This window comes from Cytobacillus massiliigabonensis (genome assembly GCF_900199725.1).
Taxonomy (GTDB): domain Bacteria; phylum Bacillota; class Bacilli; order Bacillales; family Cytobacillaceae; genus Cytobacillus; species Cytobacillus massiliigabonensis.
Genome location: NZ_LT904903.1, coordinates 339,657 through 357,084, shown reverse-complemented (window position 1 = coordinate 357,084; position 17,428 = coordinate 339,657). Strand labels below are relative to the sequence as shown.

Genomic DNA, 17,428 nt, shown 5'->3' with positions numbered 1-17,428 from the left:
ATAAGAGAAAACTAAGATGGCGATTACTCGGTTATTCTTCTTTATATACATTATCTAGTTTTCAAAGAACAAATTCATATGAGAGAATTGCTCTCTCAAAACTGAACGAACAATGAAACGTCTTTTAATGAAGTTAGACTTCATTTCATCCTTAGAAAGGAGGTGATCCAGCCGCACCTTCCGATACGGCTACCTTGTTACGACTTCACCCCAATCATCTGTCCCACCTTAGGCGGCTGGCTCCTTGCGGTTACCCCACCGACTTCGGGTGTTACAAACTCTCGTGGTGTGACGGGCGGTGTGTACAAGGCCCGGGAACGTATTCACCGCGGCATGCTGATCCGCGATTACTAGCGATTCCGGCTTCATGCAGGCGAGTTGCAGCCTGCAATCCGAACTGAGAATGGTTTTATGGGATTGGCTAAACCTCGCGGTCTTGCAGCCCTTTGTACCATCCATTGTAGCACGTGTGTAGCCCAGGTCATAAGGGGCATGATGATTTGACGTCATCCCCACCTTCCTCCGGTTTGTCACCGGCAGTCACCTTAGAGTGCCCAACTGAATGCTGGCAACTAAGATCAAGGGTTGCGCTCGTTGCGGGACTTAACCCAACATCTCACGACACGAGCTGACGACAACCATGCACCACCTGTCACTCTGTCCCCCGAAGGGGAAAGTCCTATCTCTAGGATTGTCAGAGGATGTCAAGACCTGGTAAGGTTCTTCGCGTTGCTTCGAATTAAACCACATGCTCCACCGCTTGTGCGGGCCCCCGTCAATTCCTTTGAGTTTCAGCCTTGCGGCCGTACTCCCCAGGCGGAGTGCTTAATGCGTTTGCTGCAGCACTAAAGGGCGGAAACCCTCTAACACTTAGCACTCATCGTTTACGGCGTGGACTACCAGGGTATCTAATCCTGTTCGCTCCCCACGCTTTCGCGCCTCAGCGTCAGTTACAGACCAGAGAGTCGCCTTCGCCACTGGTGTTCCTCCACATCTCTACGCATTTCACCGCTACACGTGGAATTCCACTCTCCTCTTCTGCACTCAAGTCTCCCAGTTTCCAATGACCCTCCCCGGTTGAGCCGGGGGCTTTCACATCAGACTTAAAAGACCGCCTGCGCGCGCTTTACGCCCAATAATTCCGGACAACGCTTGCCACCTACGTATTACCGCGGCTGCTGGCACGTAGTTAGCCGTGGCTTTCTGGTTAGGTACCGTCAAGGTACCGCCCTATTCGAACGGTACTTGTTCTTCCCTAACAACAGAGTTTTACGATCCGAAAACCTTCATCACTCACGCGGCGTTGCTCCGTCAGACTTTCGTCCATTGCGGAAGATTCCCTACTGCTGCCTCCCGTAGGAGTCTGGGCCGTGTCTCAGTCCCAGTGTGGCCGATCACCCTCTCAGGTCGGCTACGCATCGTCGCCTTGGTGAGCCGTTACCTCACCAACTAGCTAATGCGCCGCGGGCCCATCTGTAAGTGATAGCCGGAGCCATCTTTCAGCTTTTCCACATGTGAGGAAAAGAATTATCCGGTATTAGCTCCGGTTTCCCGAAGTTATCCCAGTCTTACAGGCAGGTTGCCCACGTGTTACTCACCCGTCCGCCGCTAACTTTTGGGAGCAAGCTCCCGCAAGTTCGCTCGACTTGCATGTATTAGGCACGCCGCCAGCGTTCGTCCTGAGCCAGGATCAAACTCTCCAATAAAGAGTAAGATTAGCTCTTAAGTTTAAAACTTGAATTAACGTTGACGTTCTTGCTTTGTTTAGTTTTCAAAGAACTATTTTCAGCAGATGTACAATATAACATTATACAATCTATCTGTCAAATGTTTTTTTGTAAATCGTTAATGTCTTAGCGACAAATAATATAATATCAACTTCACTTTTATTTGTCAATCAGTTTTATTCTTTTAAAAAAAAAAAAAAAAAAATTACATATTACTAGTTTATTATTTTAAGAATTCCTAACAATAACTATACACCGAGAAGGCAGATCCGTGAAATATAGATCTGCCCATTAAATTATATATTACTATTTTACTTTGATTTCTTTGCTTCTTCTCCGGTACCATTCACAAAAAGCGGCAGTTAGCTCCTGCGGGACATCCTCTACCCCCGCATGGTAGACGGGCTTTGCCCGGTTGATTGTCTCTATTGACGCAAGACCAAACAGTTTTTGAATGATATTCCTCGATACATTTACTTCGATAACCTTTTCCCTTTTGGATATAAATAATGTAGTAGTCAAACTACCTTTTTTGAATTGAACAAAGCAATCATTCAAAACATATTTAGTATTAAAGAAATCCAGCAATCTTGTTATACCGATAACAACTAGCAAAAAAGCAGAAATTATCCACCATGCCTGCTCCATATTTAAAATAACAGGTTTAAAATAATATAGAACAGCCGTTATTAATATCCAAATCCAGCTTGGCCACAGCAAACGTACCCACAAGGATTTATTCGGAAGTCTAACCATCTTTTCTGTTATCTCATATGTCGGCAATATGTCTGAAACGATCTCATATGCACGCTTAATAGGAAGATACGGATAGAGAGAGTTAATCCCATGTTTATCTTCATCGGAACCAAGACCACCCGCACTGGTTAATTTTACTTCAGCAAGACCAAACAATCTTTTTAATATAGATTGTTTAATTTCTATCGCCTGCACCTTTTCTTTTGAAATAGAAAAAGAAGTTTCATTGATTACTCCTTTTGTTATATAGATTCGATCAAAATCTGAGGAAATTTCATATTTTCCATATTTCAGAAATGTCGAAACGATACCAAAAGCTGCAGAAGCAATGAAAAGTACTATAATAATGCCAAAAACAATCCACCAGGAGCTAAAAATCTGAGAAATAATCCCTTCAGCCTCTTCTTCCACATGAAAAATTTCATTTATTTTGAAATAAAGAGAAGCAATGAAAGGAATAAGGAGGAGAAAGCTAAGAGATGTGAAAGAAGCTTTTAAAGTATCGTTTTTTGTCGGTTTAAAATGTATGACCCGATTTGAACTAACCTTTAAGTCATCCTCTTCACATGAGAATGTTTCGATATTCGTGCTGCTTTCCCGAATAGAAGGTAATTCAATATGAACATTGCTAGACAATTGCGCCTCTATTCGATCAGCTTCTATTCTTGAAATAACTTCGAATTTTACCGCTGCATCCTCTCCTTTAATACCTGTCTCAAAGCTGATGGAAGTCACTCTAAATATCCGATGGAATAGAGCGGTGTGCCGATTTATATTTTGAATCTTTGAAAAGGGAATAGATCGCTCAGATTTACTAAAAATTCCTTTATAAAGATAAAAAGATTTATCATCAACTGCATATTTAGTCGTGAACCATTTAATAATTATCGAGATAACCGTTATAATGAATGCCAAAATGAAAATAATCTTACCATATTTAATAAAAGGTGAATCTGAACCTGCCTTGATTACAAATAAAAAAACTACAAAGAAAATAGAGTTCTTTATTAAATTAAATAATTGTAAAAGCATAAGTAAAGGGTTATATCTCTTTGCTTGAATCACGATTCCACTTCCTTTACTTTAGCAAATTGAGCAATTTGATTCCTTAACTCAATAGCTGTCTCTTTCGGAAGTGCGGGGATTGTATGTGTAGATGCCATCGTTTCTACAGATACAGTGTAAAGATCATATCTTCTGAGCAATGGTCCTTGGTTAGTGGCAACCGATTGAATTTTTGTCATCGGGATAAGCTGATTCTTTTCAATTAGTGCACCATGTTTCAATTGCAGAAATTCTTCATCTACAGCATAACGCCATGTTTTATAAAGTAAAAATGGTTTAATAAATGACCAGACGGCAAATAGTACAGAGAGGCTTGCAACCCCAATTAATATCCACCCAATCCACTCTTTCCATGAAAACAAATAATCTAGATAAAATAAAACTCCAAGTACGATGAATCCAATTACATTTTCAATTACTTCACTAATTATCCATACTTTAACCGCTTTCTTAGATAATTGATTTTGGGGTGAGGAGATATGAGAATTCATAAGTCCGCTCCTTTCTTTCTAATCTAGCTGAAACTCTCTAGTTTTATATACGGTTAAAGACGGAAATGGTTCTATTATATTTTTAGATGCATATCAGAATTAATAAAAATCTAATCCTGCAAAAATAAAGAAGGAAGAAAAAAACGAATGACCTGCAAATATAAATCTGCTGGTCATTCCTATCAAGAACAAAATTATACTACCCTTGAATATCCCGCTTTTTATACTGTATAAAGCCCACAGCTATTAATACAATTGCAATAATAGCAAGGAGGAATAGTTTCATATAATCTATTTCTTCAACGGGCAGCTTCGGTATATGATCGTAAGGCGATAGCGCACTCATCCATTCTGGTAATTGAAGTAAGCCCCCTAAATATACAACAAAGAAGGAATAGGCTAAGTAAGCCCAAACTAAGCCAGACAGTTCGGGAGCAACGCCAATCAATAATACAGCCAATCCAATCATAATCCACATTGCAGGCAGATAGACCATAGCTGCACTATAAAGCCTTCCAAAAGCAATTCCTTCCTCCATTACCGAATTCCCGACTGCCACTAATCCGATTGCCGCAAGCGACAGCATGATAAATCCACAAACTACTGAAATAGCAAAATAACTGCCTATCATGCGGATCCGTGATACAGCACGACTTAGTAAATGTTCTGTTCGATTCTTACTTTCTTCCCCTTTAAGCTTTAACATCGCCATTACTGGCGGAATCGTACAAATCATTGAAATAACTGACATTAACATCGTTAAAAACTGCTCCGTTAACGAAAAGCCTTCAACAGGCAGCAATAAATTTTCCATCATATCATTACCAGCAAAAAAAGATTCTAAATCTCCTAAAACGGAACCATAAGACGCACCCAGAATAAATGTCCCCAAAGCCCAGGCAATCAGTCCTGTACGCTGTAGTCTAAGTGCTAATCCAAACGGACTTAACAAAAAGGGGGACGCATTTTCCCTGCCGGTCTTTGCTCGTAAAAACCCTGCCTCTAAATCACGAATCGCATTCAAATAAAGTGAAAGGATAACTAAAATAACTGCCACACCAACTGTTAATATAATTGGCCACCAATAATTATTTACATACACCTCTGAGCCCAGAATCCATCCTAATGGAGATAACCAGGATAGTGCCTCATTGCTGATATCCCCAATGGCGCGAAGCAGATAAGCTATTAGCAAGATTGCAATTGAAAATCCTATTGTCCCTCGAGAACTTTCTGAAAGCTGGGCAAACAATGCCGTTATTGCTGTAAAAATAATTCCTGATGCGCCTAAAGCTGCACCATATAAAAGAGAACCTTCTAAGTCCATACTTTCAATACCTAGAGCATTCAATCCAAATCCAACAGTTAAAGCTAACAGCACATTCGTTCCAAATAAGACTAGAATCGTTGAATGTAAATTAGCTAAACGCCCAGCTGGAAGGGATCGGATGATTTCAATCCGTCCATCTTCTTCATCTGCCCGAGTATGGCGCACAACAAGTAATATACACATGATCGCTACTGCCATTGCTGTGAAAAGCAGCATTTGATGAGCCATCATCGCACCATTTGTATAGTTTTCTAATCCATACCCTTGACCTACCATTGCCGTCATAGCTGGGTTCTTCATAGTTTCAGCTATCGCCTGTCTTTCTCCCTCATTCTTATATAAATCCGTAAATGCTGCTGCAACGATAATCGTAAGAGCCGTTAATGAAACTAGCCACACAGGGATACGGACTCGATCCCTTCTTACTATCAGTCCAGAAAGAATCCTTGTATTTTTGTATAATTGCTTTGACATTACTTAGCACCTCCCACTCCCGCTTTCAGAGTTTTCCCTGCACCTTCATAATGCCGCATAAATAGATCTTCTAAAGTTGGCGGTGCGCTTTCTAAGGATAGAATGCCAAATTGACTAACATACTTAATAACATTATCCAGCTCTTCGGCATCTACCTGGAATGCAAAAGCACGTTCTTTCTTCTCTACACGATGTACACCACTTAATTCATTTAAACCGGTTAGCGGCTGTTTTGTTTCAACTACCAAGCTAGTTCTTGTTAAGTGGCGCAGCTCGCTTAGTGTACCTGTTTCAATCATTTTCCCTTGTCGAATAATCCCTACCTTGTCACACAATCTTTCAACCTCAGACAATATGTGACTAGATAGGATGACACTTTTACCTGCGCTTTTCGCTTCTAATACACACTCCTGAAATACTCTCTCCATCAATGGATCGAGACCTGATGTTGGTTCATCTAATATATAGAGATCAGCATCTGAAGAAAAGGCAGAAATTAACGCAACCTTTTGCCGGTTCCCTTTTGAATACGTTTGGCATTTTTTCGATGGGTCTAAGTCGAATTTTTCTATTAATTCTTCACGTCTGCTTTTATTGTTTGACCCACGTAACTTTACAAAAAGGTCAATTACTTCGCCTCCTGTCAAATTCGGCCACAAATTTACATCACCAAGAACATATGCAAGCCTTTTATGGATTTCAACAGCATCCTTCCACACATCCATGCCAAAGATTTCCGCTTCCCCTTCAGTCGCTTTCAAAATACCAAGGAGTATGCGTATCGTAGTTGATTTCCCCGCACCATTAGGACCAATAAACCCATAAACCTCACCTTTATTTACTTCAATATCCACTCCATCTAATGCAGTAAATGCCCCAAACTTTTTAATTAAATTCGTTGTTTTTAATACACTCATTTCCATCCTCCTCATCAAATGATTCTTATATAATTATGAAATATTTTAACTTATTTAGTTCATAATATATAAAAATAAACCCCTTTACAATAGTTTATGAACTATTTTATTTGTTTTATTTCATAAATTTCATTAAAATTAAAATGAGGTGAAAAAAAGTGGACGGTTTTGAACGACGCAGAGAACAGAAAAAAATGAATATATTAGAAGCGGCTCTAGCTTTATTTATGGAATACGGTGTTCAAAAGATCTCTATTGCTGAAATAGCAAAAAAAGCTAATGTATCCCAAGTAACGATATATAATTATTTTGACAGTAAACATAATTTAGTTCGTGAGGTTTTTCTTTATTACGTAGACAAGGCAATGGATGAATTTGATCAAATACTTAACAGTGATATTGCTTTTCCTGAAAAAATTAAGCTGATTATTTTCTCAAAAAAAGAAACAGCCAATCAGATTCATGAAGATTTCTATCAATATCTAATGAAGGAATATACAACAGGAGTCAATTATATTGAAAAAATGTATATTGAAAACATCCTCCCTCGCTTGATTGATCTTTTTAACGAGGGAAAGAAACTGGGATATGTGGATCCGAATGTATCTAATGAAGCCATTTTATTTTTTATCCAAGCGGTCCATGAATATATACAACGAGAAGATGTATATCAAAAAATCCTTCCGCTGACTGAGGATATTATGAGGCTTATGTTTTATGGAATCGTGGGAAAAAAAGAAGATTAATGCGCAGTATAAAAAGGAGCATGAAGAAAAGACTTCATGCTCCTTTTATGATAACCCTAGTTTATACTCGTGCTAATCTAATATATTGTTTGTATTTTTCCGCATCAGACCTTTTGCATTCCACAATTAGTTTCGTTCCATTGTCCTCATACTCACTTAATAGTATATGACTATTCTCATTAAAATAAGAAACGATCTCACCTTGCGCATATGGAATGAGCAGTTCACATTGAATAGAATCATTGAAAATCTCTTGACTGATTAATTGAGTTAATTCATTGAGACCTAACCTATTCTTTGCTGATAAATACACACAATTTTGTTGCCTGAACGGATATTCCGCTTCTGTTAAGTCCGCTTTATTATTTGCGTAAATGATAGGAATTCCTTCGATCCCAATTTCTCTTAAAATCTCATTCGTCAGTCTTTTTTGTTCCTCATGATGCGGACTGGAATAATCCAGGACATGAATGAGTAAATCAGCTTCACCGACCTCTTCAAGCGTCGAGCGAAACGCCTTTATTAAGTGATGTGGAAGTTTATTAATGAATCCCACTGTGTCAGTTAATAAAAAGGTCTTGTTTTTTGATAGCTTAATCTTTCGTACGGATGTTTCCAGCGTTGCAAATAGCATATCTTTTTCAAAAACCTGCTTATCCATAGCCTCATTATATTTTTCCAGCATCGCATTCATTATTGTAGACTTACCTGCATTGGTGTACCCTACTAATGAAACAACAGGAATATTATTCTTTTTACGCAGCTTTCTTTGCGTCTTTCGCTGGTTTATTAATTTTTCAAGTTCTTTATTGAGTGCTGTTATTTTTATCTCAATTTTTCGGCGATCCAGCTCTAGCTTCGTTTCACCTGCTCCCCTATTCTTCAACCCTGAGCCACCGCCTTGGCGTCCAAGTGATTCTCGCATGCCGACCAGCCGAGGCAGCATATATTTCAGCCTGGCCACTTCAACTTGCAGCTGAGATTCCCTCGTTTTCGCCCGGTTAGCGAAGATTTCCAAAATAAGCATCGTGCGGTCGATTACCTCACAGTTAAGCTCTGACTCTAAATTACGGATTTGCGAAGGAGACAGTTCATCATCGAAAATGACAATATTTGCATCCTTTTCTTTTAAAAGCGGAAGCAGCTCTTCAACCTTTCCTGCCCCTATATAATGCGACTTATTTAATTGATGTAAATTTTGAGTTACCTCACCAACAACTTCCACATCACATGCCCCAGCTAAATTCGCTAACTCTTCCATCATATATATAAAATCTGACTGAGTGCTATATAGATTCACACCGACTAAAATGGCCTTTCTTTTCATAAATGATTTCCTCCATTTCATATAAATAAAAAGCACAGGCAATCTGCCTGTGCTTAATAAGTAAACGGAAATGGATATGTCTAATAAACCACAAAGATAGCTGCAAAAAAACAACAACTGTCCTAACGGCAAGGTGAAAAGTCCTTCACATAAAGAATGGTCCATGAATCCATCCTTAATATTAGAGAAAAACAAGCTATATTATCTAGCTTAAGATCCTGCAGCATTAAAGATAAATATCATGATATTTAGATAAACTATTTTATTTTTAAGACAACAAAAAGAGAGTGAGTTCGTCATCCCACCCTCTTTTTACATATGCCGTAAAATAAGGTTTCCTTAAAAAAGGCAGACCAATCCCGTTTACTCTGCTCACAGACAGAGCCTTGAACGTATTCAATTACTGGTTCAAAGTTTGGAAACGAAGTCTGCTATATAACACTAAGGAAAACCTCCATTCATTATAAGTATCTTTATCATAACATGCCAAATCAGCTAAAACAACGTAAAAATTCAAAATTATCCCAGTACGATAACAATTGAAAGTAACTAATCAAACGTTTGATTAAGATATTTGCACTGATTTATACTTTCTCCATCTTCACCTTAAACTTATTATTTAATGCACGTTTTTGCCATACAATCGTCGTTGCTAACGTGATCACTAAAAGTATTAATCCTAAAACAAACGGATAAATTATTTTAACATCGTATAGCAGACCAGCAAGGGTTGGTCCTAAAACATTCCCTATACTCATATAAGCATTATTCATTCCCATAGCAAACCCTTGCTCGTTACCTGCCAACTTGGAGATAAGTGTATTCAAAACAGGGCGAAGGATAGAGGTTGCAAGGAAAATTAATAGTGTGATCCCGAAGAAAAGCACATAGCTTGATGCAAATAACGACAGCAGAAAACCGAATGTTGCTACACCAATAAACATAGTTAATACGGTTCCTTCACCAAAACGGCTTACAATGCGATCGACAATAAATAGCTGTACGATAACACTAATAATCCCAGTAGAAGTAACCATAATGGCGATATCCTGTGGAGATGCACCAAACTGATTATCAACAAATAAACCAAGAACCGATTCATAAGCCATTAAACCAAAGCTCATGACAAGCGTAATGATGAGTGGAATAAAATAAGGCATCTTTACAGAACGCACCATTTTTCTTGCCATTGATTCATCCTCAGGAATATCACCCATAGCTCCTGATGGTAGGTCATGCTGGCTTTCTTTAAGAACAATAATTGAGAAAACGACCGCTACAAGTGATACGACTGCCGAGATCAAGAATGGCATCTTAAGACCGAAATCAGCTAAAAAACCGCCAACTCCTGGACCTATAACAATCCCAAGCGACATAGCTGCCGAAACTAAGCTATTACCCTTTGCACGTTGATCCATTGTCGTAATATCTGCTACATAAGCGAAAATGGCTGGGACTAGCAGTGCAGCTCCTACCCCGCCAATAAACCGAGAAATATATAGCCACCAGATAGAATTAGTGCCATAAAACACAAACATAGAAGCAGTCAGGCCTATTAGCCCGTAAATAATCATTTTTCTTCGCCCATATTGATCCGTCCATTTTCCCGCAATTGGAGAAAAGATCAGCTGTGCACCCGCAAAAATGGCAATCATTAGACCTGCAGCTGTTCCGCCTTGATTAATCGACTCCAAATAGGCTGGGAGGATCGGGATGATGATCCCAAAGCTGCCGATGGCAATAAACATATTAATCATCAAAATGGTCAATTTTTTCCTTTGATCCTTCGTCATACAATAAACACCTCTTTCCCTTAAATTCATTCGAATGAGAAGGTTTCTATCTTAGTTATAATCCCTTTACTACTTTAGGAGATTGATAACATAATTTTACAGCCGCTAAAAAGAAAATATCATATCACGATATACAAAAGGTGTCAATACATTTAATTAAAATTGATGAAAATATTATTCCAAACCTTTTATTTATAATCAGCATTCTATTAATCAAACGTTTGATTAATTATTATGTCCTTTAATATTCCGAAAAAAAAAAAGGGATTAGACCAGCCTAACCCCTCTCTCTTTGTTGAAACTTTTAAGAATACTCTTCAATCATTCAGACTTTTGAACATTTATTGCACTTTGAACCTGGCTTACAGCCGTTTGTGCTTGTGCAATTTCTTCCGCTGCCTGTTTAAGCGCCTGTTCAGCTAAGGCTGGGTCTGAAGAAGATTTTTCAATTGCTTGGTTTAATAATGTTTGTGTTAATGTTACATTAGCTTTTGCTTGATTTAATTGATTGACATCCATTTGTTGAGGCACTCAAATCTCTCCTTATCAATTTGAAATTACCTCTTTAGCATAACCACACATAGAACTTTTATTATTAGAAAAAAACACCATGAATTTGTCAATTACACTTTCCCCAAATCCGGTTTTTATAAAAAAGTCACAAGAAATATATTGAACAGTTCCTGCGGTATTTTCCTATTTTTTAGCTACTCTTTTTTTTATGAATAAAACAGCAAATACAATAACTGCCAGCGCTAAGAAAGCATAAACGAGGTTTGAATAGATATCCATGTACTCCACTATCGTTTCCCATGAATCCCCCACTGCTGCACCAACATTCACAAGAATCACATTCCAAATCAACGTTCCTAGAGTCGTAAATAAAAGGAATACACCAAAGTTCATACCGGACATTCCTGCAGGTATAGAAATCAAACTTCTAATTAATGGGATTAAGCGGCAGAAGAAAACAGTCCATACTCCATATTTATCAAACCATTGATCAGCCTTTTGAATATCCTTCTTCGTCAGCCGAAGAATATGTCCCCATTTATCTATGACTTTTTCCATTCTATCTACATCGATCAGACGACCAATCCCGTAAAGGATAACTGCTCCAGCTACTGAACCAATAGTGGAAAAAGCAACTACTCCTAAAACAGTTAAGTCTGAATTTGTTGTCATAAATCCGCCAAATGTTAGAATAACCTCAGATGGAATTGGAGGGAAAACATTTTCCAATGCAATCAGCAGCAATATCCCCATATATCCGAATTCATTCATAATATCAGTAATCCAGTTTTCCATTTATGACACTCCCTATAAAATTTCCTCTTCGATTAATTTATCATCTAACATTCTCTTTTAACTTTCGATAAATCATTGCATCAAATAACTTATACACAAAAAACAATCCCACAAATCCAAAACTATATGCCATAAGAATTGATTCAACAATAAGCATGATGGTGGATGAAGTAAATAAAGTAATCCAGAATAACCCTATAACTGTAAATAAAACGAAGGCTAGGATTACCCAACCAAGTAAATAATAATGAGCATGCAAATTAAATAGTAACGTATTTTTCGATAATGATAAAATCTCTTGAACTTTAAAATGGGTAATTGCCTCTATTGAAGCTTCTTCTTTTGTCTTTCCTTGCTTAATTAAGTCTTCGGCAAAGTCCTCTAAATAAGCTTGAAGCTCCCATTTATCCTCTTGGCTTAACGCAAGCTGAGCAACATAAGCATGAATATTATCTTGTTTTTGGTACATTACATTCATTCGAATATGCCCAATATAATTGATGGCTCCCCATAAAACCGCAATGGAAAAAGAAAGAAGATAGCCAGTGGTTACTATAGCCGAATCAATCAAAAGATCAGCACGATCAATATAAAATATCAGAAAGCATAGAATCATGGATAGCAAAAGAATCCAACTATACTTTATATCATTTAAACTAAATATTTTCCGAATAAACTGACTCATTCCTTATCCCTCCCTCTATATAAACCGATCAACCATCTCAACAGTTTGCTTCCATTCATATATAGACTTTTGCAATAGATTCAAACCCTCCACGGTTACAGCATAGTATTTGCGCCTGCCGCCATGGCTTTCATCGCCCCAATAAGAAGTGATAGCTTGCTGTTTTTCTAATCGTTTTAATGATAAATATAAAGTAGCTTCCTGAATTTCAAAGGTTCCCTCTGTTCTTTCCTTTATCGCCTTTGAAATCTCATAGCCATAATTCTCCTTTTCTTTAAGAATAGAAAGAATAAGAAGATCAATCGTTCCTTTCAACATCTCTTTATTCAAAATCATGACCCCCATAATTACTTAATAAAATTAAGTACTTAACAATCATAAGTTATATTACTTAAAATAGCAAGGTAAAAGAAAAGTGGAAGCGCCCTGCTTAGCGACGTATGGACTGGACGTATCCTGACTTATTGGTGTGAAGAAACGGAAGTACATTAGTCGCTAGAGTCTGGAACTAGACAATTCCCAGATTCAAAAAGATACACTTTTTATTTGCAAAAAAATCCATTGTTCTATTTTAAGAACAATGGATTCCTAATGTTTTAATTACTTTTAAAAGATTAATCTTGTGAACCTAAAATCTCTTGTTTCTGTTCCACTTTCATATTGTATATTGGCAATATGAATAGCAAACCAATAATAAACAAAATTGCTGCTGATTCAAAGATGGCAACTAATGAAAACTGTTCCTTTAGAATTCCTGCAGCACTCATTGTTAAGACCATGGAACCCGTGAACAGCGGACTTAATATCCCGTTGACCCTGCCAATAAACTCCGAATCTGTTCTTTGCAGGATCATCGTATTTATCCCTATCTGAATACACGGAAGCATTAAACCATTTAAAAACTCAGCACCAAGTGTTAACCAAAGATTTGTTGATAATCCCATAACTGCCAAGCCAATCCCATTAGCAAGCATTCCAAATATTAAAAGCTTCTGCGGCGGAACTTTTTTGGCAAATATCATGACACCTGCCCCACCGATAATCATGCCAATCCCATTAGCAGTAAGTAGCCATTGCAGATTTTCCTTTGGTAAACCTAATTGTTCAGTAACAAGAAAAATAGAGAGAGGCTGAACAAAACCAAGTCCAAGTCCAGCAGCTAAAAAGCATAAACCTAATTGGCTTAATTCCTTCTTATTTAACACATATTTAATGCCGCTCTTCATTTCTTGCCATAGTGAAGTCGTACGGCCCTCCTCTTCCATGACGCGATCTTGAGGAAGGAAAGCTAAGGCTGCAGCCGATAGCAAGAATGCTGTTCCTGTAATCGCAATGGAAATATTAATGCCAAATGCTTGAAATGCAAATGTTCCAAGTATTGGACCTAACACCATAAATACTGCAAATACCGTTTGATAAACAGACATCCCCGCCTGAATTTGTTCTTCCGGCAAATGCATCTTAAACAGTTTCATCCCAGAAGGCTGGGAAAATTGCGACAAAATGGCAGATATTAATGTTGCAAAAAACACCACCTGCCATGTTCCGAACATAAGTGTCACTAATACTGCAAAAACAGATATAGCACTTAAGATATCACACCAAACCATTGTTCTTTTCGGACGCCAGCGATCAGCAAATGTTCCTCCGATAAAAGAAAAGATAAAAATGGGCGCGAACTCAGCAACAGAAATCATTGAAACTGCAAAAGGATCTCCCTTTGTCTGCTCCATAACAAACAGCAGTACTGCAAAGTTCCTCACCCATATTCCTATCTGCAAAAATAATCCCGACATTATAATGGCCTGGAAAACCCGATTGCCAAACAGGCTAGATGAATGGCCAGCTATTTGATTTGTTTTCAAAATAAAACCTCCTGTCAATATTCTAGACAGGAGGAGAAGGTACAATACAACACCAAAATGGCATAATACCCCTAATGAAAGGGACACAATGAACATATCGTTTGTAAAAAAATGTACAGACTAATCCTATCTAGAAAAAATGAATCGTATCATAAACGAATTTTTTCTTAACAAATAGGATTAATTGTTCATTGTTCCACGGACACCCTTCCATTTTTTGATATTAACATCATAATTGAAAAATTGTGGGAATGCAACGGTTTCAACATCCTAATTTTTGACAATTTTCTTATTAAAGTTCCCATTCACACTTCATGTTTAATCGATTGTCTTTTAATTCTGCCGTTAGTTTCCCATTCATTTTAACCATTAGACTTTTCGCAATAGATAATCCTAACCCTGTACTTTTTTCTGACCGGGTTTTATCTCCTTTGTAAAACCGGTCAAAAAGCAGATGAATATCTTTTTCGCTTAATTGATGTACAGGATTACTTATTATCAGCTGAACTGTTGAAGAAAGCTGATTAAGCTGTATTTTCACATTCCCTTTTGAATGTTTAACTGCATTAAGCACTAAATTCTCAAGCACACGTTTAACTGCCGACGAATCTGCCTTAATTCGAATATCTTTTTCAGGAATATGAATAGAAGGCTCTAATCCCCTTCTGTTAAATTCCTCATAAAAACCTGCTAAAACAGCAAATATCAAGTTATTCAATGAAATCGTTTCAACTTTTAATGGATAATCGGCAGACTCAATGATTGATAACTCAAAGAAGTCCTCTAATAAAACTTTCAGTCTTAACGCTCCATTTTTAACAATCTCTAAATACGCTGATCGATTCTCTAATGTATGTTCTTCAGATTCCAAAAGCTGAATATACCCTAAGATAGAGGTCATTGGCGTTCGTATATCATGTGAAATATTAGCGATTGCCTGCTTTAACTCATTTTCTGTTCGCAATTTTTCTGCATTTGCCTTTTTTGTTTCATCTATTTGAACATTGATTTCTTTTGCCAGCTCTTCAAGATCCCTATCAAACATAGTATGATTAATTTTTTTCCCAGTTATTTTGCTGTTTAGTTCCCTCAATTGACGGGCTGTACTCTTTATTTCCTTTTTCAAACGATAGTAGCGAGTGAGAAATAAGAGGGCTGCCGCCGTACATATAAACAACATAATATAGTACATATCCTCACTCGCTTTCATCATTATTTTATTTCTTTCTTCTGAAATACCCAGCTGCCTATCATTCCAAAAACTGCAAAGGTTATGATTGGAACAAGCACAAACTTTAGAAGGGTGCCATGACCGATATTAAATTCACCGATTTCTAAAAACAGCTTGAATGCTGAGTAATTAAAGATTTGTTCGATAAAAGAAAACTTTTGACTCAATGCATAGAAGATACTATCAAAAAGAATGAAGAATAAAATAAGAAAACCAATTGTTTTGCCGCTGTCAGTAAATATAATTGAAACCAACGCCATAATGGAAGCAAACGCAGCTGCATAGAGAATTGTTAAACCAAGAGTCTGGACGATGTAATCTAGTGTCGGCATATCATTAAAACCTGATAAAACGGCTCCAACTGCCATTATGACAATTGGGAAAGTTAATGAAATGATCATCGCTCCGATGGTAAAGATCATAAGTTTAGAAAGGTAGATTCGAATTCTGCTATTTCCAGATGCTCCGATACTTTTCATTGTCCCCATCGAATATTCACTGGAAATAAAGAAACCCGCAAGGATACATGGGACTAGTTTAACGATGTAATTATTGCCGCCAAGTGCTGTATAAGCATACAATTCTTTCACAGAAATAGCATCTGCGCCAAATACTCCTTCATTAAAAAAGATCAGCATCGGATAAATGATTCCTGAAGCAAGCAACCCGATAATTAATGTCCAAAAGGAACGATCCTTCCTTAACTTAAATAACTCTGCTTTTACTAAATTACCCATGCTGAGCACCCCCAATCCGATTGGAAAAGTACGTTTCCAATTCTTCCCCCATCGGCATGAATTGCTCGATTATTAATCCTTCATCTGCAAGTGTCTTAGAAACACGGCCAGGAGCATCCAGATAATCAAACAGCCTAATGGTCCCTTCAGGCATGACTTCATATTGCGTTGTCCCAAGCTGCGTTTCAAAAATGGCTGCCGCTTTATCTGGATGATCGACTTTCACATGAATGTACTGCTGGCACCTCTCACTAAGTTCTTTTACAGTCAGCTGCTCCAGCAATTCCCCATTATGAATAATTCCATAATGGGTCGCAAGTAAATGAAGTTCGCTTAATATATGGCTTGAAATCAAGATCGTGATCCCATACTCCTGATTTAATATCTTCAATAGCTCTCTAATTTCCACAACGCCCATAGGATCTAACCCATTTATCGGTTCATCAAGAATTAAAAATTCCGGATCACCTAATAAGGCAATCCCAAGACCGAGACGCTGTTTCATCCCTAGAGAAAAATTCTTTGCTTTTTTCTTCCCTGTTCCTTGCAGACCGACAAGAGCAAGTGTTTTTTCAACACATTCCTTTCCCGGAATACCTTTTAAAAGCCTGTGCACTTCAAGATTCTCCGCTGCTGTCATTTGCGGATACAATGCAGGTCCTTCAATAATGGTCCCAATTCTTTTTCTAGCCTGAATTAGCTCTTGTTCACTGCTTTTTCCGAATAGCTCGATGGATCCGCTTGTCGGATACGCCAGCCCTGTTACTACACGTATGAGTGTTGATTTTCCAGCGCCATTTTGCCCGATAAATCCATAAATGGAACCTTTTTTAATCGTAAGGTCTATTTTATTGAGCGCAAATTGCTGCTTATATCTTTTGGATAAATGGCTGGTTCTTAGAACGTATTCATTCATTTTTTCCCCTCCCTCATGTGATGCTTTTAGTATAGAAAGGAAAACATAAGAAAGGCTTAA

15 protein-coding genes and 1 rRNA gene are annotated in these 17,428 nt (G+C 37.8%); 1 reads left to right on the top strand and 15 read right to left on the bottom strand.

Going from position 1 to position 17,428, the window contains the following annotated elements; translation table 11 throughout:
• Positions 1–155 precede the first annotated feature (155 nt).
• From C1726_RS07855 to C1726_RS07835, 5 genes are all read right to left on the bottom strand, one after another.
• Positions 156–1,706 (bottom strand): 16S ribosomal RNA (locus tag C1726_RS07855).
• 327 nt (positions 1,707–2,033) lie between these two features.
• Positions 2,034–3,548, bottom strand: coding sequence for a PH domain-containing protein (locus C1726_RS07850; protein WP_102272658.1), 1,515 nt, complete (start codon positions 3,546–3,548; stop codon positions 2,034–2,036).
• Positions 3,545–4,039: a PH domain-containing protein gene (locus C1726_RS07845; RefSeq protein WP_102272657.1), complete on the bottom strand. Its 495-nt coding sequence runs from the start codon at positions 4,037–4,039 to the stop codon at positions 3,545–3,547. The genes C1726_RS07850 and C1726_RS07845 overlap by 4 nt, the downstream gene beginning before the upstream one ends.
• A 199-nt stretch (positions 4,040–4,238) precedes the next feature.
• Positions 4,239–5,843 (bottom strand): ABC transporter permease, encoded by a 1,605-nt coding sequence (locus C1726_RS07840; protein WP_102272656.1) that lies wholly within the window; start codon positions 5,841–5,843, stop codon positions 4,239–4,241.
• Positions 5,843–6,760, bottom strand: a complete 918-nt coding sequence (locus C1726_RS07835; protein ID WP_102272655.1) for an ABC transporter ATP-binding protein — start codon at positions 6,758–6,760, stop codon at positions 5,843–5,845. The genes C1726_RS07840 and C1726_RS07835 overlap by 1 nt, the downstream gene beginning before the upstream one ends.
• Before the next feature lie 158 nt (positions 6,761–6,918).
• Here C1726_RS07835 and C1726_RS07830 point away from each other — a divergent pair, with 158 nt between their 5' ends.
• Positions 6,919–7,506, top strand: coding sequence for a TetR/AcrR family transcriptional regulator (locus C1726_RS07830; protein WP_102272654.1), 588 nt, complete (start codon positions 6,919–6,921; stop codon positions 7,504–7,506).
• A 61-nt stretch (positions 7,507–7,567) separates the two neighbouring features.
• Here the strand turns inward: C1726_RS07830 and hflX are convergent, their stop codons facing one another.
• The 10 genes from hflX to C1726_RS07780 form a co-directional block, all read right to left on the bottom strand.
• Complete coding sequence (gene hflX, locus C1726_RS07825; protein WP_102272653.1) at positions 7,568–8,833, bottom strand: GTPase HflX; 1,266 nt, start codon at positions 8,831–8,833, stop codon at positions 7,568–7,570.
• A 584-nt stretch (positions 8,834–9,417) separates the two neighbouring features.
• Positions 9,418–10,626: an MFS transporter gene (locus C1726_RS07820; protein WP_102272652.1), complete on the bottom strand. Its 1,209-nt coding sequence runs from the start codon at positions 10,624–10,626 to the stop codon at positions 9,418–9,420.
• A 321-nt stretch (positions 10,627–10,947) separates the two neighbouring features.
• Positions 10,948–11,145 (bottom strand): hypothetical protein, encoded by a 198-nt coding sequence (locus C1726_RS07815; protein WP_407642021.1) that lies wholly within the window; start codon positions 11,143–11,145, stop codon positions 10,948–10,950.
• Between the two features lie 177 nt (positions 11,146–11,322).
• On the bottom strand, positions 11,323–11,934 hold the full coding sequence (locus C1726_RS07810) for a DedA family protein (protein ID WP_102272650.1): 612 nt from the start codon (positions 11,932–11,934) through the stop codon (positions 11,323–11,325).
• A 40-nt stretch (positions 11,935–11,974) separates the two neighbouring features.
• A complete protein-coding gene (locus tag C1726_RS07805) occupies positions 11,975–12,619 on the bottom strand; it encodes a hypothetical protein (RefSeq protein ID WP_102272649.1) in 645 nt (214 codons plus the stop codon).
• Positions 12,620–12,634: 15 nt separating this feature from the next.
• Positions 12,635–12,949, bottom strand: coding sequence for a PadR family transcriptional regulator (locus tag C1726_RS07800; protein ID WP_102272648.1), 315 nt, complete (start codon positions 12,947–12,949; stop codon positions 12,635–12,637).
• 284 nt (positions 12,950–13,233) lie between these two features.
• Positions 13,234–14,484, bottom strand: coding sequence for an MFS transporter (locus tag C1726_RS07795; RefSeq protein ID WP_268877010.1), 1,251 nt, complete (start codon positions 14,482–14,484; stop codon positions 13,234–13,236).
• Between the two features lie 292 nt (positions 14,485–14,776).
• A complete protein-coding gene (locus C1726_RS07790; RefSeq protein WP_322090971.1) occupies positions 14,777–15,697 on the bottom strand; it encodes a sensor histidine kinase in 921 nt (306 codons plus the stop codon).
• Positions 15,697–16,452, bottom strand: coding sequence for an ABC transporter permease (locus tag C1726_RS07785; RefSeq protein ID WP_102272646.1), 756 nt, complete (start codon positions 16,450–16,452; stop codon positions 15,697–15,699). The genes C1726_RS07790 and C1726_RS07785 overlap by 1 nt, the downstream gene beginning before the upstream one ends.
• Positions 16,445–17,368: an ABC transporter ATP-binding protein gene (locus C1726_RS07780; RefSeq protein WP_102272645.1), complete on the bottom strand. Its 924-nt coding sequence runs from the start codon at positions 17,366–17,368 to the stop codon at positions 16,445–16,447. Before C1726_RS07780 ends, C1726_RS07785 begins: the two co-directional genes overlap by 8 nt.
• Between the last annotated feature and the right edge of the window lie 60 nt (positions 17,369–17,428).